The sequence below is a fragment of the Desulforhabdus sp. TSK genome, assembly GCF_022836495.1.
Classification (GTDB): Bacteria; Desulfobacterota; Syntrophobacteria; order Syntrophobacterales; family Syntrophobacteraceae; genus Desulforhabdus.
This window is the reverse complement of sequence record NZ_BQXM01000011.1, coordinates 1-21,735: the sequence shown is the minus strand read 5'-3', so window position 1 is coordinate 21,735 and position 21,735 is coordinate 1. Positions and strand designations below refer to the sequence as shown.

The window sequence follows — 21,735 nt, the reverse complement described above, 5'->3', positions numbered from 1 at the left end:
AAAGGAAATGAGCGATCAACCTTTAGGTCAGCGATGGATTCAATTTCTCAGAGGGTACACGCCCACGACCAGAAACGACAGCATGGTCACCGAGAAGATCGGAAATCTCGTGTCTCGCTACCAGGTAGCCCCAATCAGCTTCGAGCATCCTTTGCAAAAGTTGCTGGTTGCTCTGTTTTTCGACGAGGATGGTGGCCGTAAGCCCCGAGGTGCTCTGAAGAACGTGATTTTGACAGGTATGGCAGGGGATGGGAAAACCGCCCTCTGCTATGCCTTATGGAAGAAGCTTTTCGATTCGGAACCGCCAAAGGGAAAATGGGTCAAGCAGGATCTGAATTGGGACGGAAGCTCCCTCACCATCAGCTTTATTTTTGATTTCAGCGCCTTCTTTACTCCGCGAGACAATGAACCGCTTCCCCCAGAGGTACTCGCGTTTCTTGAGGATTTTTCGAGCTCGGTTTTTGACGGAGATGTTCCTAAAACGATTTACGTCATCGCCATAAATGATGGGCAGTTTGCCGAGCTCTGGCGACGACTACCCGAGTCCTCACCTGCAAATCAGCTGGCAGGCCTGATCACGGATCTGCATGCGACGAACAGGCAAGACTCGGAGTATCGACTGAGCTTTTTCAATCTGAGCCTGATCTCAACTCGAGAGCTTTTTGCCAGAGTTTATGAATCCTTTGTCTCCCGGACTGAGTGGGACGATTGCCTGGCCCATCCCGAGCTCAAAGAATTTGGATCCTTTTCGCCCCTCATACGAAACCTGCATGCGCTGCGGAGCCTTCCGTACAAGCGTCGATTGCACGATCTGGTAAGTCTCTGTGATGGCTGTAAACGGCACATCCCCATCCGAGAATTGCTCATGTGGATGGCAAACGGACTTCTCGGGCTGAAGAACGCCCCACACGGAGTAGCTCGCCTCAATGAACTGCGGAGCTGCCTTACCATGGAGGACGCCCACCGCGGCGCTCTTCATAGAAATCTCCTCGGTGAGAATCTGACCCAGAACCAACGTGACCGCTTTGCGATTTTCCGCTTTCTCCAAGGCCTGAAACTGGGTAATGAAACAATCAACGATCTCGATGAGCTCATCATTTTTGGGGAGCATCTCGATCAGCTTCGGGATGCCTATCAGTCGTTGGTGAAACAGGATGCTTTTCAGCAGCGCGATCCTTCCCTTGAGCATAGACTGAAAAGCTATATCCAAGGCAGCACGGAAGACTATACGGAGGTCCTGGACGCTCTTTCTTCTGAGCGAAGACGGATTTTTTTCTCATCTGAAGAAGAATCTTTGAAGAAAGCACTGCCAAGTCGATCCATTTGGGCGACAACAGTCTTCCATGGAGCCGAAGATTATCTGAAGCACCTTTTGGATGGCGAGGTGCAAGACCCTGTCCCAACTGTACTGATTCGGAAACTGATTCTCGGGCTAAATCGGGTATGGACCGGTCTGCTGGCTGAAGATGATGAACGGCTTTTCCTGGCAAAGGGGCTCAATCTGTCCTCTGCGGCCATCAGTGATATTTTTGTTGTGGGCGTGCCGATAACAGACGATTTCGGAGAGACACGTATCTCGATTGTGAAGCCCGGACCGACTATTCTGGTTCCCCAGCTACAGGTTATTTGGCGGTCGGGGCAAGAGCCCTTTCTATTCGACCTGACACTCGAAAGGTTCGAGTTTCTAATGCGAGTTGCTGACGGCGTGATGCCGAATGCCTTCTCAAAAGAATGCTGGGAAGACATCATCACGCTGAAAACGAAGTTCCTGCGACACATGCAGCGAGCTGGATTCAAGCTCGCGGGGATTCGCACTATCGAAACCGATTCGACGGGCAAATTGAAGTCGATTGCGATCGTCTAGGAAAGCGCTATGAAGACTCTCGAAATCCATGCGATTCTTGGCTCAGACAACCTTCTGGGCTATCCACAAAGCCCGCGCGGGATGTGGGTTGATGAGGCCATCTGGGGGCATCGGATTCGCTCTACTTCGTCCATCGGGAATTTTCAGTTCCTGGAATTCCTTTCCGTAGTCGAGAGCCTCTTTCGTCAGGACCCCGCCGCACTCTTTTCCCATGGAAGTGATGGCAAAGCTCTGACCTATGAGCCCCGAAGGAGTATTCTGCTTCGCAACCTGATTTTCAACAACGTGGCATTGAACCGCATGGAGAGCAGATCTCTTCCGGATGAAGAGAAATGGAGCGAATGGGTCGAAGGATTCCGTGCTTCCTTTCAGCCCGTGGATAGATTTCCTGACTTTGCATACCTGCGCCCGCGCTTTGTTGGATTCGATAATTTCAAGGAGCATATCCGGCTCCTTCAGCGTCTTTCTCTCGATCCGAACACATCGATCCGGTGGACTTCGCGATTCATTTTTCCTATTGGGATGGACGCCATGTTTACGGATTTGGGCAAGGATCTTACGCGTGAAGCGGTTAACTTCATGCGGAATGGGGAAATCATATACCTGATGCTCTCACGCTCTTCAGTTGCCGCGGAGCTTCGATCTGGATTCACAAAGCTGCTCGAGGCATCCAAAGAGAAAAACAAGCTACTGGAAAAGCTGCTGCCGGACGATGAGCGCAATAACCCTGATATAGCAAAAGCGGGTGCGGGAAACATGCCGGCGTTCCTCCCATATCTCAGCCATCCCGCCTACGACAGATTTGCCGAGGACGTGCTGGCGTTATTGGCGTTGGATCTTCCAGATCAGGACTGTTTTCAGTTCCTCATACCCCTCTTCTCATTTCACCTCGTTCTCTTTTATCTGGAAACTGCACGAGCATGCACTGGAAAAGAAGGGCTTGGAGCCATTGTTTGCGAAATTGTGGCCCCTCGCCCAGACCAGGTGCGCCAGGCCTCGTTGGAGTCCTTCGCGGGCAATGATTCCGAAGGTATCGTCGCGGTCGAGGAATTGTTGACTGAGTTTTTCGGGCGGGAAGAGATCATCCAGATCACGGAGGCGTCAATCTCTCCCATCGATAAGGTGAAGGAAATGGCTCAACTTTTCAATAAGGCGCCAACGAAATCCTGGCGTTTCTGTTGGAACATTGATGAGCACTCAACTCCAGGCAATTGTCCTGAAGAGTTCTTCCGGGAGTTTCTCAATGACGCGAAGCTAGAATTCAAAAACAAATCCGGCGAGATCCACCGGGGCCTGGGAAAGGAATGCGGTCTGGTGTCACGTCGGGGGACTCGAAGCCTCAGATATGCTCCGACCGATGATTTCCTGCGGATGCTCGTGGTTACCCGTGTGCGAGGCCGCGTTGAATTGAGCGAGTTTCTCGTCGAGCTCTTTGCTCGCTACCGCCTTGTCATTGGTCATAAGGAGGCATTGCGGTCCCCAGAAATACAAGACAGCCACAAGTCAGAAAATCCATTTCGGAAAAATACGGATCGGCTGATCCGTCGCATGGAAAGCATGGGGTTGGCGAGACGCATGTCAGACGGATGCACCTATGTCGAGAACCCCTTTTTTGAAGCGGAAAGGTGAAGGTAATTGTATTCCAGAGAAACTGCCATGAGCACCTCGATCTTCCAGCCAAAGATCGCCACCAAGTTTATCGGAACGGTAGCCTACCGGCTACTCAAAGAGAAGATCATTTCCGATCAGCCCGGCGGAGCCCCCGAAGGCAACCTCATCTTGTCACGCCTGGAGAAGGAAGTGGTTGCCGCCCTGGTGCTTGCAGCCGAAGCGGACGATGATCGCCCCAGCACCTTGCAGTTTTGCCTCAACCGGGTGGAGATGAAGGACTTTGGCCTTAATGATCAGCACTTGACTGACGTGAATGCAGTCGAAGTACGAGGCTGGCCGACGAATGGGCGTTTTTTCGTCTCCTCCGAGTTCGAGCATGAAACTCAGTCCAGCGGATCCACCGCAAGCCTGGATGCCCAAGACCTGGAGGATCGGGCCAACGCCAAGGTCTGGGTGGAGGCGTTCAAAGAGCTCAGTCCGAGCATACTCAACGAAAAGGCTTTCGGCTCACCCGAACAGGAGGGGCAGGCAGAGGCTCTGGTGCAGGCGCTATTTGGCCTCTACAGAGTGAGCCTTCCAATTGCGGCGCTTTACCTGTGGGATGTGTTCAAGGGCGCCAGGAATGACTCACTCCAGAATGTGGCCGGGCGAAATTTGCCGACTCTTTCAGTTCCTCGATTCGACAAATTGTTTGACAAAGTAATCGCCACACAGCCGTCAAGCTGGGCAAAGAAGCTGGCAAGCCACTGGCGGACGGATAATTATCTGCGTAAGCGGGATGAGCGCTCGAATCTTCTCGAGACGCAGGATCTGGAGGAAGCACTTCAAAAGTTCGAGGAGGATGGAAAGATCCAGGACGAATCCTTCCGAGAAGCGTTCCTTGACTATGCTCACTCGAAGCCGGAACGAACAGCGGCCAGTACGCGCCTTTTCTCTGAATACGACTGGTCCACAATTTCGGCGATACTGAATCGGCGGAAAAAGAAAGCTTCGCAGAAGCTGGGTCAAGCGACGAAGCGTGTTTTCGAAGCCGAAAGCCTCGAGCTGGATGCCGGCGACGAGGAGTTGCTGGATCGTCTGGATACAAGACGCAAGCTCGTGGAGCCGGATGAAATGCGCGAGTTTTTTGATCAGCATCGTCCGACTCTGGAGCAGGAGCCGGCAGTTCTTCGCCGTTGGGAGAAGGAGATTTACGACAAGGAGGTTTCTTGTGACGACCTCTGGCAGGGAATCCTTGAGTGCCTGGAGCAATCCCCCGGGGGAGCCGAGCACAAGGGGAAACCGCTTTCAATTCTCTTGATCGGACATAAGCAGCACAAACCGAACCAGTTCAAGGCAATGAACCTGCGCGCCTGCAGGTTCTTCGAGCATCAATACAAGCAGCTGGAATCTTTTCTGCCTGATATGGTTTTCTTCAAGGATACTCTGGCGCCTGCTTTCTCGAACAAGGTCCTGCCTCATATCGAAAAGGAGAAGATGACATCTTCGTCCAAGGCTGCGAACACCCTTGAGTTCACAGTGAGAATACAGGCACGGGAAGGCGAAACATATGAGGCGGTCTCCGAGCACAAACTGATTTGGCGATTTCGCCTGTCCTCCGTCTATTCCGAGTACCTGGGGGACTTGGAGCGCCTCGCTCGAAACGATTCCGGAAGTGCTCTTATCCGCTGCCTTGCCGATCGGGATGCCGCCGGGGCCAAAGGAGTCCCTGCGCCTATCAGCTTGGCAGAAACGGCGGGATTCCAGACCGGCGCAGGAGGCAAGGGCTCATTTGTTCCCGCAAAATCCAAAGGAAAAGATTACTCACTATCTCTTGAATGGAAGAGGGAAGTAGATGAGGCTGCTCAGCAGGGATTGGAGAAAAAGTGGGTAGCCAAGGCGAAAGAAATATTCGACCATTTTGATTCAGAATACACTTCACTCATCAGGACCCTGGTGGAAAGTGAGCTGAGCCCGATTGATAGCGGGAATGTTGCTGAGCTTTTCGGAAATCTTTTGAAACGCATCGCGTTACTTCCGAACGAATCCCTCCGTCGCCGCCTGTTAAAGCCGATCTTGCAGATAGGAGTCGTCCAAATTCCCGCTTCTCTGGGTGAGGGTAGTGCCACCATCATCTGCCCATGGCATCCGCTCCGCCTCCAGGCAACCTGTGCACGGCGTGAGCAGCTCAAGAGGATCATCAAGTCGTTGCTTTCGCCCGAAAGAGGTGATTTCAGCGACGAAACGGGAAACCTCTTTTTCTCGGATACGGCACAACTCGTCTCCGACCCATTGCGTCCCGATATCTCAATCAGCTGGGAAGGCTCAAGCGAGCAGAAACCGGTTGAGCATGTCGTCAGCCAATCCTTGGGCGGGTACTCTCTTCACGAGTACCCTTTTTCGGAATCCAAGAAGAAGAACACGCTGCATGACGACCCGAAGAAGGCGGCCACGGTAGTTCGAGGCCTGGTCGAAGAGTACCTGCGTCTTCAGCCACACGAGCAGGACAATCTGTCGGTGGCTTTATACAATTCCGATTCCAATGCTTTGCCGTTGGCGGTCGTGGAAGAAATCAACAAGCTCAACCAGGACCGAAAAAAAACAGTTCGTGAGAACGGAGATTCAGACGAGATCACCTGCCAGGTGGTGATGACGCATCGGGATGCGAATCGTCTGCGGGATGCCTACAAGACGCTGATAAGCCGTACATCCGATCCCGACGAAATACTGGGGACCGAGGTTACGGGCGAGTTTTTGTCCCGTGTTCGAATCAATATTGTTGCGGCGGCGAACATTCCTTCGCCGGGGAACTCCAAGCCAATCGATATCGTGCTCTGCAAAGACGTGGTCTCCCGCCTGGCAAAGCCCGACTGGCACCGAATCCCACGATCTGACCTGCCTGCCGAATCCATCATGCCTCACCAGTGGGGTCGCCGTGAGCCGGTGGCTGCTGCAAGTGACGTATCAAAGCTTTACCTGACTTGCCCTGCTCAGCCGTCTGCAGGATGGGACTACCTGCTTGCAGTCGCAGCATTGTTCAAGAATGAAGCTGCCGATACCTGGCAGAATGGCCAATGTCATATCCTTGCGCGTAAGATCGATTTCACCGAGGAAGATCTGGGAAATATTTTTACGGATACGCATCGCATCGGCACCTGGGTAGCCAATTACGATGAGCTTTTGGACCGAAGGCTCCTGGAGGAGCAGGGTGTCAGGGTTATCCGCTATGAACAGAACGCAACCCATGGCCGCAATCTGGTGATTTCTTCGACGGATTCGAATGCCTTTTTGGAAGCATCCTTGAGAGAGAAGGTTGCGGATATCCTGGATGTCACGGCGGCCGATCCACTCGTGATGCCAATAGTACAAAGGATGATGGCAGACGCCAACCAGCTCTCTGGGGGATTGGTACTGAAGGCGGCTCGCCGGTTGCGTAACACCCATGAGCTGATAGGTTGCGTTTTGAGCAAGTTCATCCTGGAGCAGCAGATTGCAGGCGCCGGAATCGGAAATGCCTGGTGCATGCTCGATGACTATGCACGTTGGCTCGGGAAGAGGCCCGAGACCGGGGTTGCCGACATCCTTTCACTCACCCCTATCATCGACGCGGACGGGAATCGGCACCTGGAAGTACTTGTTTCCGAAGCGAAGTTCATCGACTATGCGGCGCTTGCCGAGTCAAAGAAGAAATCGGAAAGACAGCTGGTCGACACCGTAAAGCAGTTGCATCGGTCAACCGATCCAAGCCTGGCCACGCTGGATGGCGCCCTGATCCTGGCTCGACTCTCCGAGCTGCTGGCCAATAATCTTCGGTCACAGCAATTCCTGGGCGCTGAGAAATGGAAGGCAGCTATTCGGGCCGGCAACTGCTCCATCAGGGTTCGCGGATACTCGCACATCTTCTGCCACGGGCCAAAGAGCCACCTTTCTCAAAGGCATGAGTTCACCATGTGCCTGCGGGCTGACGGGACCCAAAGCTATCAGGAAGTATTCAATCATCAATCCCTGGCCGAGCTGCTGCGGATTTACGCCGGAGCTCCCGAAGAGGCCCCGGCCAAAGTGCACCAGCTTCGACTTCAGGGGAACGCAGCACCGAAGGAAATCGAGGGAGTGAAGCCTACTGCGGGGCAGGTCCCGAAGGTTGAACCGACAAGCCTTACGAGCCAGGAAGAGCCCGCAGACGATGCGAGCAACGAGGATTTACCATCGATGATCGTCGCTGCCGCCGCCCCTGAGCCTCAGGAGACAACTTTACCAGCGCAGCCGGATCTATCCGGCAGCAAGAAAGAGCGCATTGCTGAGGGCACCCCGTCGGACATTGAAAGAGCGGTGCCCAAGAAGCAGCCGGATCACGGACTTGTCTGGGGGTTCTTATCCTCCAAGGCCGCCGCTTTGGAGAACAGCTCTTCGGAGGCGGTGATTTGGGCAAAAGAAACGGCTGAGAAGACCCGTTCGGCCTTTATCAGCCGCGGCATGCCTTTCCATCTCGACTGCGATCCGATCCTTTCTCCCAATTCTTTGATTTTCAAGGTCAAGGGCTCATCCGATGTCACGGAATCGATCATAAACAAGTACCGCGCAGAGATTAGAACCACGGACGGGGTGGACATCCTTTCTGTAGTCGGTGAAGTCGGCCGGATTTCAGTTGCTATTCGTCGTTCACCCCGAGCGATCCTGCATTCCACGGAGATGTTTTTGCGCTACCTGTCAGAGATTGATGAGGGCAAGGCTGCTGCTCATGATATTCCCGTAGCCGTTCGGGAGGATGATAATTCGCTCGTGTACTTGAAACCTTTCGAGCAGCCCCATTCGCTGGTCGCTGGCGCAACGGGAAGCGGGAAATCTGTTCTGCTGCGAAACATGGTGGCCGCTATTTGTTTGGCGCAGAGACCCAATGAAGTTCAAGTGACTTTGATCGATGCCAAAGGTGGCCTGGATTTTAACTGCCTTTACCCCTTGCCTCATGTTCTCGATCACGAAGGGAGCAAGCTGGTCGACGATCCGAATGTCGCTCTGGAACTGCTGCAGCACATCAACGAGGAAATGGATGAAAGATACTCACTCTTCAAAAAGCACGTCGTGGACAACCTGACGAGCTATCGTAGGAAAACAGGCAACAAGCTCCCGATTCGCTGGCTCATCTTCGACGAGTTCGGGATCTGGGTGCAAGATGATGATTTTCGAAAAGCCATCGAGCCCCCGATCAACACCTTGGCGAAGAAGGCGCGAGCTGCCGGCATCTTCCTGGTTCTTGCGGACCAACGTCCCGATAACCGCGACTTCCCCATGCAAACGCGCAGCAATTTGGCCAATCGGCTGGCTTTGAAGGTGGCAGACAAGGGTACATCCAAGATAGCCCTGGAGGAGGAAGGCGCCGAGAACCTGCTGAAGCACGGCCACATGATGGCAAAGACTGCCGATTACCCCTACCCGGTTTACTGCCAGATTCCCTTCATCGATACGGAGGAGATGAGAGAGCTGGCCGAGACCATCAACGCCCAATTTACAGAGATGAGCACCGCGGAACCGCTGGTCAAAATATGATTTACCTGGATAACAACGCAACCACAAAGCCATTTCCGGAAGTGGTGGAAACCATGACGAGGTTCATGACCTCCCGCTTCTGGAATGCGTCTTCCGCATATGGACAGGTCGACGGCCTGGAAGGAACTGTTGAGTCGGCCAAAGCTGCGATTCGAAAGCTGAGCGGGGTTGGCTCCGAAGATGAAGTGATTTTCACTTCAGGCGCCACCGAATCTAATGTGTGGGCTGTAACAGAAGGCGCAAGAAAAGCTGCCGGTGGCGGGTGGGTGCTGAGCTCGCAAATAGAGCACCCGTCCGTGCGGGAGACCCTTGAGCATTTTCGAGAGCAAGGGCTCTGCGTCCGTTGGGCCTCTGTAACGAGAGAGGGAGCCCTCGACCTGGATGAGCTCAAGGGGCTCGTTGACCCGGATCTTCGGTTTGTCTCCCTGATGCTTGCGCACAACGAAACCGGCATCATCCAACCCGTGAGTGAGGCTACAGCCCTAATCCGCGAGCGCTCACCGGAATGTCTCATTCATACGGATGCTACACAGGTACTCGGAAAGATGCCGATTTCGTTTTCGGATGATCTCGATGAAGTAGACCTGATCTCCCTTTCCGGTCACAAATTTCACGGTCCGAAGGGGATCGGCGGACTGATCGTTCGAAACGGAGTACTTATCGAGCCTCTGATCCGGGGCGGGGGGCAGCAGAACGATCTTCGTTCCGGCACTATGAATACACCCGCGATTGCAGGCATCGGTGCTGCTGCCAACAAGTGCTGGGAGCTTCTCAGGGAAAGACAGCCCGAGGCCGTTCGAGCCGTAAGAGATCATTTCGAGGAGCGTATCAGCTCGGTTTTCCCAGGTGCGCTCATCCTGGGAAGGCTGGCCCCAAGACTTCCTAACACCAGCTTCTTCGGGATTCCAGGGACCGATGCCGACGATCTTGTGCTCGCCTTGGCCGCCAAAGGCATTGCCGTCAGCAAAGGGTCTGCATGCTCGGCTCAGAGTATCGAGCCGTCACGGACGGCAGCCCAGATGGGATATAGCTATGAGGAGGCTTCCTCTTTGATTCGATTCTCCGCTTCGTGTGAGACAACATTTGAAGAGGTGAATCTGCTCGCCGATGAGCTACAGGGTCTCTGCCGCCATGCGGGAATTGCGAAAAGGTCCGAGTAGGCACCTTATTGATAGGCCAGCATTCAACGGTTTGCACCAGCGCTCCGATGTCTTCAATGGAAAACCTGGGAATATTCAGCATCTTCGCTTGTGATCCATTGGTCGAATTTGAAAGTCTTCCATCTTTTTGACCAGTCCAGTTCGTCATAGTTCCTCATGCATCTCCACCATTGGTAGATTTTGCAGGAAAAAGCCACGATTCCATGCTCTTCATCGAGCAGCCACATGGGAGTTTTGTTGGAGATCGGGGCTCTAACAAAGTCGAAAAGATCCAGGATACGGAGGGGCAAAATCGCATTCTGCCGTTCCACTACCTTGACGCAGCCGTTCGTTGGGATTGCCGTAAATTCGTTATTCTGTTTCCTTTTGCAAATCGGATAGCACAGACTATACCACCAGATGAGGATCCAATCAATTCGGATGGAATTTGGGATTCAGGCAGATTCTCGGCCAGATGCGGGCCGGCCATGCCTGAACACCTGTCGCGTAGGGAAAAGAAGCAGCATCTTTGAGGTTCCCAAAAAGAAGACAAGGTGGTACGCTCAAACGGCAACAAGCGAAAGAATGCTAACAGTAACAGGTGAATGGAGCATGACGAAGGAAATTGCCAATCCGCATGACGCGTTCTTCAAATCGGTCTTCGGCAATCTGGAGATAAGCCGCCAGTTTTTCCATGCCTATCTTCCACAACCACTTGCCAAAGAGCTCGATCTCGATCATCTGCAGGTCGAGAAGGGATCTTTCGTGGACGAAAGGCTCCATGAGCGTCATTCCGACCTGCTCTTTCGCACGGTTCTGAAGAACGGCAAGAGGGCCTGGCTTTACCTTCTATTCGAGCATCAAAGCACGCCCGAGCCGGACATGCCTTTCCGGCTGCTTCGCTACCTGGTGAGAATATGGGAACAGCATAGGGCGCAGCATCCCGGCGAGCACCCCCTGCCATTCATTGCACCGGTCGTCCTCTACCACGGGCAGATTCCGTGGACGACGCCCCGCCGGTTCTCCGAAGCGCTCGACATCCGGGAGGACTTGGGAATCCGCCCCACCGAAATGGAATACATCCTGGTGGACCTGAGCGCCATCCCGGACCAGCTTCTGCGGGAAAGATTGGAGCTGGAAATTGCCCTCAGTCTATTCCGCCACATTCGCGATGAGAACCTCCTGGAATCCTTCACGAGGATTTTGCCGCTCCTTGCGGAGCTCAGGCACCGGAAAACCGGCCTCGAGTATATTGAAACTATCCTGCGATACGTCTATTATATGAGAAGTAGCGACGAATGGGATGAGCTGACCGGGCTCGTTGATCAGATAGATCCGGTGATAGAGGAGATGGTCATGAAGACAGCCGCAGAGCACCACTTCCAGCAAGGTGAGACGGCAGGCTTGCAAAAGGGTATCAGGCAGGGGCTGGAAGAAGGAAAGCTTTCCGAGGCTCACGATGTCCTCCTTGAACTCCTGGAGGAACAATTCGGAGTACTCCCCCTGAGCCTGACGGAAAAACTACGCGAGATCCAAAGTCACGGCGTTCTCCGGATGCTGAGGCGGCAACGAAAAACCTGCCAGACACTGGATGAATTCGATCAATTGCTGGCGAAAGCTCTGCAATGAGGCTGATTACCTTGTGCTTCAGGTGAAACCAGGAATTTTGAAGGGATTGGGTTTCTGCTGCTGTTCTATCAGCAGAGACACAAGGTCTGTGACAAACTCCATGACATTCGGTAGCATTCAGTGATACTCCATGATGTGTTCGAGAAAATCCCAAGCTCAAGAACTTCGCCGACAGGATCATGATCAAGGTGGGCAAGAAGCCGCCATGAAGGGGTAGTTGTCCCTTGCGATGCCGCCCAACCCGCGCTTCAAGGGGAGCGGCCGGTCATGTGCTCAATGAAAACCCGCCTTGCAGGACGTATATCCGGCAACGTTTCTCGCGTCAGGGCACTATGAGCACGTGGCCGGCACAGTGGTGGACGACGAAGTAGGATATCTGGCCCAGGCCCGTCTCCCCCGGTTCGGTGAGGGCGCGGCGAGTCATGACGATGAGCTCGAAATTCTCCTCGGAGTAGACGCGGCAGAGAGTTTTGCCAGGAGTGCCTTCCTCGACGCGGGTGTTCACCGGGAAGACATGCCCCTGAAGCCTGCTCGAGACCTTTTGCAGAAGATCCTCACCGCTCCCCTTGAGGCCGGCCAGTGCCGCATCCCGGGCCGAACCGGCCAGGTACTCCAGCCCATGCCGGTTCGGGTTGACCACATGCAGCAGGGTCAACTCCATCCCTGTGGAGTACCCGGCGCTCGATGTCAGCCAGTCCAGGCAACGCTGCGTGGCCTCGGATTCATCGACCGCCATCAGGACCCTGAGCGGGCGGGCCGCATCATCCCCCAAAGAGATAGGTCCCCGTCTCTTGATGACCAGCACAGGTTTTGGGCTATATTGCAGGACATGGTTCGATACGGAGCCAAACAGCCAGTCCTGCAGGTCGCCATGGCCCCGCCGCCCGATGACGACCAGCGATGCCCTCTCCCGTTCGGCCGCGTCGCAAATCGCCTCGCCGGGCGCCCCTTCCAGAAGGCGCACCTCGGCTTTCACTCCGGACTGTTCCAGAAAAAGCCGTTCCTTCTCGATCATCCCTTCCGCGGCACGCCTGGCGCCTTTTCGGATCATCTCGATCTCCAGGTCGGAGATGCTCTTATACTCGAGCTTTCGTAGATCCACCACGTGGACGAGCATGACGTGAAGCGAAAGCGCGCGGTTGAGGCGCAGCACGAACTCCTCCACCTTGCGGCTGGCCTCCGAACCGTCGGTGGTGACGATGGTGCGAACAGACATAGGGATTTCTCCTCTCTGATCTTACAGGCGCTCAGCCTGTCGCCCGTTCCGAATTCTGCGCCAGGCCCGGCTCAAATGCCGCCGCTCTCGTCCACCCCTACCGCGTAGCCGGCTTCCACGGCCTCTTTGTAAAATACCTTGGGCAAGGAAAGGCTGAGGTCAGGCACGTAGGTGAGGAGAGCCAGAATGATGATCTGCAGGATGATGAAGGGGAGCACCGCGCGCACAACGAACATGAGATCCCTTTTTGCGATGGCCGAGGCGATGTAGAGGCTGCCCCCCACCGGCGGCGTCACATACCCGATGCCGAGGTTCACGGTCATCAGAAGCCCGAAATGCAGGGAGTTGATGCCGAACTTCGCCAGCATGGGCAGCATGATCGGCGTGATGATGATCGTTGCCGAAACGATGTCCATGAACATGCCGACGACGAGCAGGAAAAGGTTCACCACGAGCAGAAAAGCCCAGGCGGACGTGATGTTGGAGGTCACCGCCCCGGCGATGATCTCGGGGAGCCTCTCCACGGTCAGGTATTTCCCGAAAACGCTCGATCCCGCCACGATGATCAGCAGCGTGGCGGTGGTGACCGCCGAGGAGACGATGATCTTTCTCGCCTGCCCGAAGGTCATATTCTTGTGGATGAAAAGCTCCACGACGAATGCGTAGACACAGGCCACCACCGCCGCCTCGTTAGCCGTGAACATGCCGGAATAGATGCCCACGAAGATCACGACTGGGAGGAGAATGGCCCAGATGCTGTCCCTCAGGATGGCCATGAACTCGCGAAAGCTGGGGCTTTTCTGCCTGACCATCCCGCTCCTTCTGGCGATGACGTAGGTGTAGAGACACATGCTCGCGATGATCAGTATCCCGGGTACGTAGCCCGTCATGAAGAGCGCGGCGAGGGAATCGTTGGTCACCGCAGAGTAGAGGATCATCGATATGCTGGGCGGGATGATGATCCCGAGGATGGGTGCGGTCGTCATGGAGCCGATGCTATAGGACTCATCGTAGCCCTCCGCAATGAGCGCCGGGATCATGAAGCCCCCTATGGCCACCACGGTTGCAACAGTGGAGCCCGAGATGGCGCCGAAGAGCGCGCAAGCCAGGATCCCGGCCATGCCGAGGCCGCCGGGCATGAACCCCACCAGCGACTTGGCGAAGCGAAGGAGCTTCTCCACGATGGAGCCCGCCGTCATGATGTTCCCGCAGAGCACGAAGAACAGGACGGCCACCAGGGAGAAATTGTCCATGCTTTTGTAGAACCCTTCCAGGAGAAGCATGGACTGCCTTTCGAAAGACAACACGGTTTCGGCGAAGAATGCCATCCCGATCACGCCGGCGATGAAGAGGCTCAGGGACACGGGGATGGTCACGGCCAGGGCCCCGAGGAAGATCAGAATCACGTAAAGGATGGAATTGTCCATAGGTGTCCAGTCCCTTGCTGCAAGGATTCAATCTATTCCGCGACTTTCCTGCCTGTGAGGTCTTCCACGATGACCTGTATTTGCCGCAGTATCATCAGGCTGCCCATGAGAGGCAGGACGCTGTAGAGTATGACCGTGGGGATCTTCAGGACGGTGGTCACCTGTCCGGTCATCGCCTGGAGTCCAACAAGCTTGAGGCCGACATGGATCAAAAAATATGAAAAGGCCAAAATGGATGCATGATTGATGAAGTCGAGGGGTTTCTTGAGTCTCGGGAACAGGTTCGGTAATGCGTCGATGCGGATCATGGCCCGGTTGCGTACCGCCACCGAAATCCCGATGAATGTGGTGACCATGATGACCTGCCGGACATACTCCTCGGGCCAGGTCATCGTGTAGGTCATCAAGTACCGCGTGGTGACGTTAAGGAACATCGCTATCATGGCAGTGAAGACCGTCAGGAATAGTATCCAGTCTTCCAGAAAATAGAGAATCTTGTCCAAACGGCGAAGGACGCTTCGAAACATTCTCCGGTTCCTCCCGAGAGCCGCCCGGGTTCGGGCGCGGATGTGATGTGAGCCATTCTAACTGGAAAACGGTGTGAGAAGGGCTATTCCAGTTAAAAGCCGGGCCGCGCCGTGAAGCGCGGCCCTCGCAAACTGCATCATTGCTTGTAGCCCAGCAGATTCTCGACCTTCTTGAGATACTCCGCACCGATCTTCGGCTGCCACTCCTTGAAGACGACCTGGCCCTCTTTCCTCATACGTTCCATGTCCTCCTTCGGCAGCGGAATGAACTCGACTCCCGACGCTTTCGCCTTCTGGATTTCAGTTTCCTCCTGCTTGCGCGTGAGATCGCGGGTCTTCGCACACTCCTCGCGGATCACTTCGACGACCGTTTTCTGAAGGTCGGGCGGGAGCGAATCGTAAAAGCTCTTGTTGATCATGTGGATGAGGAGACCCTGCGCGTAGTTGACAGGTGTCCAGTATTTCGCCACCTCAAACTTCTTGGTGATGTTGCAGACCATCGCGGTCTGGTCCAGGGCGTCAATGACCCCGTTTTTCAAGGCGATCTGCACCTCGGGCCACGGCATTGGCACGATATTGAGTCCCCATGCTTTGTAGATGCTCTGGTTCACGTCCGCTTCCGCGATACGGAACTTCAAGGGCTTTGCGTCTGCGAGCGTCTTGATGGGCTTTACGGAGGCCCAACCGTAGTTGCCGTAGCCGCTGATTTCAACGGCCATGACACCGTTGGATTCGGCGGCGGAAAGGAAATGGTTGAAGATCTCCTTGTCGCCCACGAATTTGTCGAGCTTATCGAACGAGTCCACCAGGAAAGGGAGATTCACCACGCCGAACCGGGGGCCGATCTTCGGCGCCACGACGAACGAGCAGAGCATGCCCTGGACCGCCCCCATGGTGAGCTGGTTCAGGACTTCGATTTCGCCGCCCAGCATGGAAAGAGGGTAATAGTCGTAAAAGACCTGCCCGTTCGTTCGCTTCCAGAGCTCATCCCGGATTCGGAAGCCGACTGCGAAGCCCTCTATGGCCGGACTGGAAACGATCGAGACTTTCATGACGAACTTGGCACCCGAGGGATCAAATTTGGGCTTCCATGCCTCCCGGGGGTCCTTCTGTTGGGCAAAACCGATTCCGGTGACCGTCAAAACCAGGCTGACGGCGACTGCAAGGCACAGTTCGGCTACCTTCCCACGCACGACTTTTCCCACGCAGAAAAGCCGTGCCCCAATACCTTTCACTATCAGCCCTGTGAATAAACCTCAACAGTGACACAATGACTTCCCGCCGCTTCGTCGAAGCGAGCAGGATTGCACCCGGGGCACCGGCGATGACCGTGCCGGCCACTTGTCAAGCTTTAATGATGAATGCCTTTACGAACGGACTGCAGGGCGGGTGAAAGTGGAATTGTGAGATTGAATAGCGAGCGGACGAGAGAAGGATCTTCAGAGTCGAGTAATGATGAATGAGCGAGCGCGGGTAAGAGTATTCAGACAGCAATCTAAACATGAAACATGGGCTGGAAGGTCATCAGGATGCCACCCTCTACCCACGATGGCACCGCATCCAACACCAGCCGAATGATTCTTCAAAGAATCCTTCAAGTACCCGCGCACAAGATGCTCAGGCCTCCCAAAACGCTCTCTGGGCTATTCGCTGCCTGCTTGCAGCTAAATCACAGCTAACTACGAGCAAATGTCATACAATAGTCAACCAGAAACTGATAACGGGAAAAAGTATCTCCGCACTGCCGAAACATCTTCCCTCAAGGGAATACGAGTTGACAAAGACACAGGCCACCCGAAACTGCAGTGTGAAAGCGACTGTAAGCCGCTGAATGCAGGGGGCTGCCACCAACTGCTCGACACTCGATAGGACTCTGTGATACTCGTTGATTCATGAAACCCACAAGCGAGCAAGAGGCCATCCTGGATTCCAGGGGGCGAGTCATTCGGATCAATGCACGGGCAGGAACGGGAAAGACGACGACTCTGCTGATGCTCGCCGAAAAGCATCCGGATAAGCGAGCGCTTTACCTGGTCTTCAACCGCAAGGCCCGGGAGGCCGCTCAGAAGCAGTTCCCGACCAGCGTCCAGGTCCACACCGTCCATTCCCTCGCCTACCGGAGGGAGGGCTATCGCTGGAAGGAGAACCTGGGTGTCTTCAGTCCCGTCGACATGCTTCCCGCATTCGGCAGGGAGAAGGCCGCCCACCACCTTGCCGGCATCAGCCACCAGTACCTCACATATTTTTTGAACTCGCAACATACCAGGCTCGAGAGCGCCGTAGAGGATTTCTACCGGCATCTCTCCCCCGAATTGAAGCCATTTTTCGAGAAGCAGGCAGGCAGGATCATCCAGGCATGCCGGGACATCGCAACCGTCTGGAACCGGCGTGAAAAGCCGTGCCCTCACGATTTCTATCTGAAGCTTTTTCATAAGTCCGGGCAATTCCACCAGGAGCTCGACCGCTACGACCTCATCCTGGTGGATGAGGCCCAGGATCTCTCCCCCATCATGCTCCATGCGCTCCAAGGGTGTCGAAGGCGCATCGTCCTTGTGGGAGACTCCCATCAGCAGATCTACAGCTTCCGCTATGCCACCGACGCCATGGAGAGGCTTGCCTGTGACGAGGACTTCCATCTGACGCTGAGCTTTCGATTCGGCAGCGCCATAGCCGAGTTGGCCAGCCTCTTCATCCAGGAGGCCAAGCAGGAGAAGAAATTCCACATCTCCGGGAATCCCGAGAAATCATCCTGCGTCTCCCTCTCCCCGGTGCAGCCCTCAAGAACAGGCACCGCCTCCCGGGCCATATTGACTCGAACCAACCTGGCACTCTTTTCAAAGGCCATACAGCTCCGTTCGGAAGGGAAGTCTTTTCATTTCGAACGTGACCTGCAGCATGTCCTCTTCCGGACCCTGGATGTTTACTGGCTCTCGAGGGGCCAAAAAGACAGGATCAGGGACGTTTTCATCGGCTCTTTCGCATCCTTCGGGCAGCTGGAAGACTATGCAGAATCCATGGGGGATTTCCCCCTGACGGGCATGGCCCAGATTGTCAAACGGCACGGCCATGATGCCTTTCCTGCCCTGGTGTTCGAAATGTCCGATCTCGCCCGAGGCAGGACTACTTCCGAGACCCCGAAGGATATCACTCTCTCCACCATTCATACGGCCAAAGGCCAGCAGTATGACGAAGTGACCATCGATGTGGATATCGCGGAAAACATCTCTGCCGCGGCTCAGCATGAATCCCCTCAGTATGAAGAGGAGATCAACATAGCCTACGTCGCCTTCACACGGGCTGTGCAGCGGCTCCATTTGCCGTCGGCCTTCCAGCGGCTCTTGACCGTCAGGTGGAAAGACTACCTGGCGGGATTTATGGACCAGCCGGCACCGAAGAAGCCGGGATTCTTCAGACGCTCCCCGAAGCCTGCCGGGCACAAAGGGAAACTATGAGGATCCTGCAGGTCTCCCGGCAATGTGGAACTTCAAAAACCTCGGAAAAGGGGATGACTTTCCCCGCGTTGCAGCAGTGTCCCGCCCAAATCGAAATTCAGGAGTTGACATTTCAGATCATAATCACATAAACAATAATTGATATGCTTTTGGCCTGACTCAAGAGCTGATCGACGGTTTGTGCTCAGGCTTGCTGAACAGGCTGAAAGGCAACGCATCCACCTCTTCAGGTCAACAATATCGAGGGGGGAGAGGTGGGGGGGTGAGCGTCATGGCACATTCCCTGGATCCCCCTTCAGAGAGGGATTTCCAAACCTCCCGTGCCAGGGGATGACTTCCGCCCCCATGTACAGCGTCTCCCGGCTCCACACAGTAAGAACTGGACGGATACCCATGGGAAAGACAGCCCGAGAAAAGTCTCTGAGGGATCTCGACAGCCATCAGGCAAGTCAGGAGCCTCTTGAAGGTCGGCACGTGCCGTTACTGCAGGACGAACACTATCATTCCGTGGCGTTTCTGGCCAAGAGTCTTTCAGACGAAAACCGGCTGCGGATCATCCTTTGCGTCAGCAGCGGCAAGAAATCCGTTTCCAGCATCGTGGAGGAGCTCGGTCTCTCACAGCCCCTCGTATCCCACCACCTCAAGGAGCTGAAGCGCTCCCTCCTGGTCAAGATCGAGCGCAATGGTCCTTTCATCTACTATGAGCTCGTCGATCCCAGAATCCTGGAAGTCATTCGCACCCTGAGCACCGTGGCGACAGATCTGCTGACGGCAAGGAAAACCTTTTGAGATGGGAAGTGTCATCAGTATTCACATGGATGAGATGTTGAGAGCCATCCGCCGCCTGGACCCGGAGGAGGCGCTGGAAGGAATCGCCGGGGTACTGAAGGTGCTTTTCTCCACGCTGGGCGATGAGGCGCGCTCCCAGTTTCTTTGGGAGCTCATGGGAGAATCCAGGAACGATAAGGTCTCGAGCCTCGTTCACCTCTGACTGGCTGAATGCATGGGCGAAGGTGTCGACCCGACGCAAATGTGCCAGAGATTGGTGGAGAAGGTGGCTCAATCGCGGCAGCTGATGGCCATGACCGACCCGGATCTCCTGGTGCTTTTCGAAGACTGGTTTGAAGAACTGGAGGAGGAGATTGTGTCCCTCCTGAGAACGCATGGTCCTCTCGATCCAGCAGAGCTGGCGGAAAAAGCAGGCCTCTCCATGAGAGGAGCCACGTTTCTCCTTTCCAAGCTCAAGCGTGAAGGCAAGCTCTAGGACAGACTGGCGAAAGTTTTTATCCCATGGGGCGGTGCGATTCCGCCCTCGAAGGGGGACTTCCCCCCCCGGACCAGGTGATGATTTTCGCCGCAGGGTACCAGTTCCTCGTGCGGAGGGCGGAAATACACAAAGTCGGCAGACAGGAAGCAAAAAGGAGACACAACCATGCTGAAGGTAAGATTTTTTCTGAATGAGCCGAACGGAAAGCCCTGAAAGAATTTCCTCTCGATGATGCCCAGGTTGGGCGAAAAGTACAAAGACATTGAAATTGAGGTGACCTCCAAACCCATCGCAGAATACCAGAACGATGAATATTTCGAACTGGATCTGCCCGTCGCTCCCGCCGTCATGGTGGGGGATGAGATCGTAGTGGAAGGTTCCAATGTTTCACAGGAGAAGGTCGAAGGGGTGATCTGCCGAAACCTGGGACTGCCCGAACCCGGCACTTCAAAGAAGGGCATTCTTGGCAGAATCTTTGGGCAATGATGGATGGAAGCGCAAGCGAATAAAACCCGCAAGAGGTCAGCCATCAAAGCGGCCTTTCTGCTGGCCTTCATTGCTGCAGCCATTGTCACGGCACGCTTCACGCCGCTGAGGGAGCACCTTACGGCCGAAAGGCTGGGGCTTTTTCTGGAAATGGCGGGACCATGGGCTCCCGTGGCCTACATCGGCGCCTACGCGGCAGGCGTCTGCCTTTTTTTGCCCGGAACACTTCTCACGATCGTGGGGGCTGCCCTTTTCGGCCCCTATTTCGGTTTTCTCTACGTGTGGCTGGGAGCGATGCTGGGAGCAAGCCTGGCCTTCTTCATCGGACGTTACCTGGGAAGGGATTTTGCCGCCTCCCTCATTGGAGACAGGCTCAGGAGATATGATGAAGCCATCGAGCGCAACGGATTCGCAACGGTCCTTTACCTCCGCCTGGTCTATTTCCCGTTTACTCCCATGAACTTCGGGATGGGACTCACCCGCGTCCGCTTCAGAGACTATTTCTTCGGAACCGCCCTGGGCATTGTGGTGGGGACCTTCATTTTCACCTTCTTTGTGGGAACGGTCAAAGAGGTCTGGTGGACACGCCAATGGAGCGGGCTGCTTTCCTGGAAGGTTTTTTTCTCCCTCGGACTTTTTATATTCTCCTTTTTTATCCCCAAAATAGTAGAAAAGATGAAGGCATCACAGCGGGTGGGCCTGGAATGAACGGTCCAAACCCGAGGCTTCAGCTGCCCGCAGAGACAGGCGCTAAGGGCAGAGCCACACCATAGGGACTGTGGAGGACTTCGACGTGACGGCCAGTGAAACATCCATACGCCTGGGATTTTTCTTCGGCATCTTTTTTGTGGTTGCTGTCTGTGAAATCCTTGCGCCGCGCCGCCCTCTCACCACCTCCAAGGCGGCTCGATGGGGTGCCAACCTCGTCATCGTCGGCCTCAATCCCCTCTCGGTTCGGGCTCTCTTCCCGGTTCTCCCCGTGGCGCTGGCTCATTTGACGGCTGAGCACCAATGGGGACTCTTCAGCCAAATCCTCCTCCCCTACCGGCTCCAAGTGGTCCTGGGAGTGCTGGCACTGGATTTGACCATCTATCTCCAGCATGTCCTCCACCATGCCGTTCCTACGCTGTGGAGGCTGCACATGGTGCATCACGCGGATCTCGATTATGATGTGACGACGGGCCTGCGCTTCCACCCCCTGGAAATTGTCGTTTCCATGGGCATCAAGCTGTCAATGGTAGCAGCCCTTGGGCCGCCCCCACTGGCCGTGCTCATCTTCGAGGTAGCCCTCAATGCCACCTCCATGTTCAACCACAGCAATATCCATATCCCCGCAGCCGTGGACCGATTCCTGCGGCTTCTGGTGGTGACGCCCGACATGCACCGGGTGCATCACTCGGTGATCCTCCGAGAAACCAACAGCAATTACGGCTTCAATTTCCCCTGGTGGGACAGGCTTCTCGGCACTTAAGTACCCAAGCAAAAGTTTCACAACATTCTAGGTGGAGAAGTTGATTGTGTATTTCGTTCCAAAGTTCTTCAATATGTGATCAATGGCCTCCTGTAGTAAACTAAAGGAGAGATAGGCTGAGAA

Annotated in this window: 15 protein-coding genes; 11 read left to right on the top strand and 4 right to left on the bottom strand. The window is 55.0% G+C overall.

Annotated features, from left to right (window positions below):
• Window positions 1-7: 7 nt before the first annotated feature.
• The 5 genes from MWC30_RS08380 (at window position 8) to MWC30_RS08360 (ending at window position 11,766) form a co-directional block, all read left to right on the top strand.
• Entirely contained in the window at window positions 8-1,864 is a 1,857-nt protein-coding gene (locus MWC30_RS08380) for a hypothetical protein (protein ID WP_244083717.1), read from the top strand.
• Between the two features lie 9 nt (window positions 1,865-1,873).
• Entirely contained in the window at window positions 1,874-3,493 is a 1,620-nt protein-coding gene (locus tag MWC30_RS08375; RefSeq protein WP_244083716.1) for a hypothetical protein, read from the top strand.
• 27 nt (window positions 3,494-3,520) lie between these two features.
• Window positions 3,521-8,998, top strand: coding sequence for an FtsK/SpoIIIE domain-containing protein (locus MWC30_RS08370; protein ID WP_244083715.1), 5,478 nt, complete (start codon window positions 3,521-3,523; stop codon window positions 8,996-8,998).
• Window positions 8,995-10,158, top strand: a complete 1,164-nt coding sequence (locus tag MWC30_RS08365; RefSeq protein ID WP_244083714.1) for a cysteine desulfurase family protein — start codon at window positions 8,995-8,997, stop codon at window positions 10,156-10,158. Before MWC30_RS08370 ends, MWC30_RS08365 begins: the two co-directional genes overlap by 4 nt.
• 591 nt (window positions 10,159-10,749) lie before the next feature.
• Window positions 10,750-11,766: an Rpn family recombination-promoting nuclease/putative transposase gene (locus tag MWC30_RS08360; RefSeq protein ID WP_244083713.1), complete on the top strand. Its 1,017-nt coding sequence runs from the start codon at window positions 10,750-10,752 to the stop codon at window positions 11,764-11,766.
• A 322-nt stretch (window positions 11,767-12,088) separates the two neighbouring features.
• Here the strand turns inward: MWC30_RS08360 and MWC30_RS08355 are convergent, their stop codons facing one another.
• The 4 genes from MWC30_RS08355 to MWC30_RS08340 all read right to left on the bottom strand — a co-directional run bounded on the left by MWC30_RS08355 (window position 12,089) and on the right by MWC30_RS08340 (window position 16,171).
• The gene (locus tag MWC30_RS08355; RefSeq protein WP_244083712.1) at window positions 12,089-12,982 is read right to left on the bottom strand and encodes a universal stress protein; all 894 of its coding nucleotides are present in this window, start codon (window positions 12,980-12,982) and stop codon (window positions 12,089-12,091) included.
• A gap of 71 nt (window positions 12,983-13,053) precedes the next feature.
• On the bottom strand, window positions 13,054-14,409 hold the full coding sequence (locus MWC30_RS08350; RefSeq protein WP_244083711.1) for a TRAP transporter large permease: 1,356 nt from the start codon (window positions 14,407-14,409) through the stop codon (window positions 13,054-13,056).
• A 32-nt stretch (window positions 14,410-14,441) separates the two neighbouring features.
• Complete coding sequence (locus MWC30_RS08345; protein WP_244083710.1) at window positions 14,442-14,936, bottom strand: TRAP transporter small permease; 495 nt, start codon at window positions 14,934-14,936, stop codon at window positions 14,442-14,444.
• Window positions 14,937-15,073: 137 nt separating this feature from the next.
• Complete coding sequence (locus tag MWC30_RS08340) at window positions 15,074-16,171, bottom strand: TRAP transporter substrate-binding protein (protein ID WP_244083709.1); 1,098 nt, start codon at window positions 16,169-16,171, stop codon at window positions 15,074-15,076.
• Window positions 16,172-16,828: 657 nt separating this feature from the next.
• Here MWC30_RS08340 and MWC30_RS08335 point away from each other — a divergent pair.
• From MWC30_RS08335 to MWC30_RS08305, 6 genes are all read left to right on the top strand, one after another.
• Window positions 16,829-18,388, top strand: a complete 1,560-nt coding sequence (locus MWC30_RS08335; protein WP_244083708.1) for a UvrD-helicase domain-containing protein — start codon at window positions 16,829-16,831, stop codon at window positions 18,386-18,388.
• 393 nt (window positions 18,389-18,781) lie between these two features.
• The gene (locus tag MWC30_RS08330; RefSeq protein WP_244083707.1) at window positions 18,782-19,177 is read left to right on the top strand and encodes an ArsR/SmtB-type metalloregulator TsoR; all 396 of its coding nucleotides are present in this window, start codon (window positions 18,782-18,784) and stop codon (window positions 19,175-19,177) included.
• A gap of 25 nt (window positions 19,178-19,202) precedes the next feature.
• Window positions 19,203-19,652 carry an LULAXC motif (seleno)protein TsoA gene (gene tsoA / locus MWC30_RS22915; protein WP_368860820.1) on the top strand — a complete coding sequence of 150 codons (450 nt, stop codon included), beginning with the start codon at window positions 19,203-19,205 and terminating at the stop codon, window positions 19,650-19,652.
• Window positions 19,653-19,820: 168 nt separating this feature from the next.
• Window positions 19,821-20,141: an NEPxGxxU motif selenoprotein TsoC gene (gene tsoC / locus MWC30_RS08315; protein WP_332369996.1), complete on the top strand. Its 321-nt coding sequence runs from the start codon at window positions 19,821-19,823 to the stop codon at window positions 20,139-20,141.
• Between the two features lie 3 nt (window positions 20,142-20,144).
• Window positions 20,145-20,849 (top strand): TVP38/TMEM64 family protein, encoded by a 705-nt coding sequence (locus tag MWC30_RS08310; protein WP_244083703.1) that lies wholly within the window; start codon window positions 20,145-20,147, stop codon window positions 20,847-20,849.
• A gap of 85 nt (window positions 20,850-20,934) precedes the next feature.
• Entirely contained in the window at window positions 20,935-21,612 is a 678-nt protein-coding gene (locus MWC30_RS08305; protein ID WP_244083702.1) for a sterol desaturase family protein, read from the top strand.
• The last annotated feature ends 123 nt before the right edge of the window (window positions 21,613-21,735 follow it).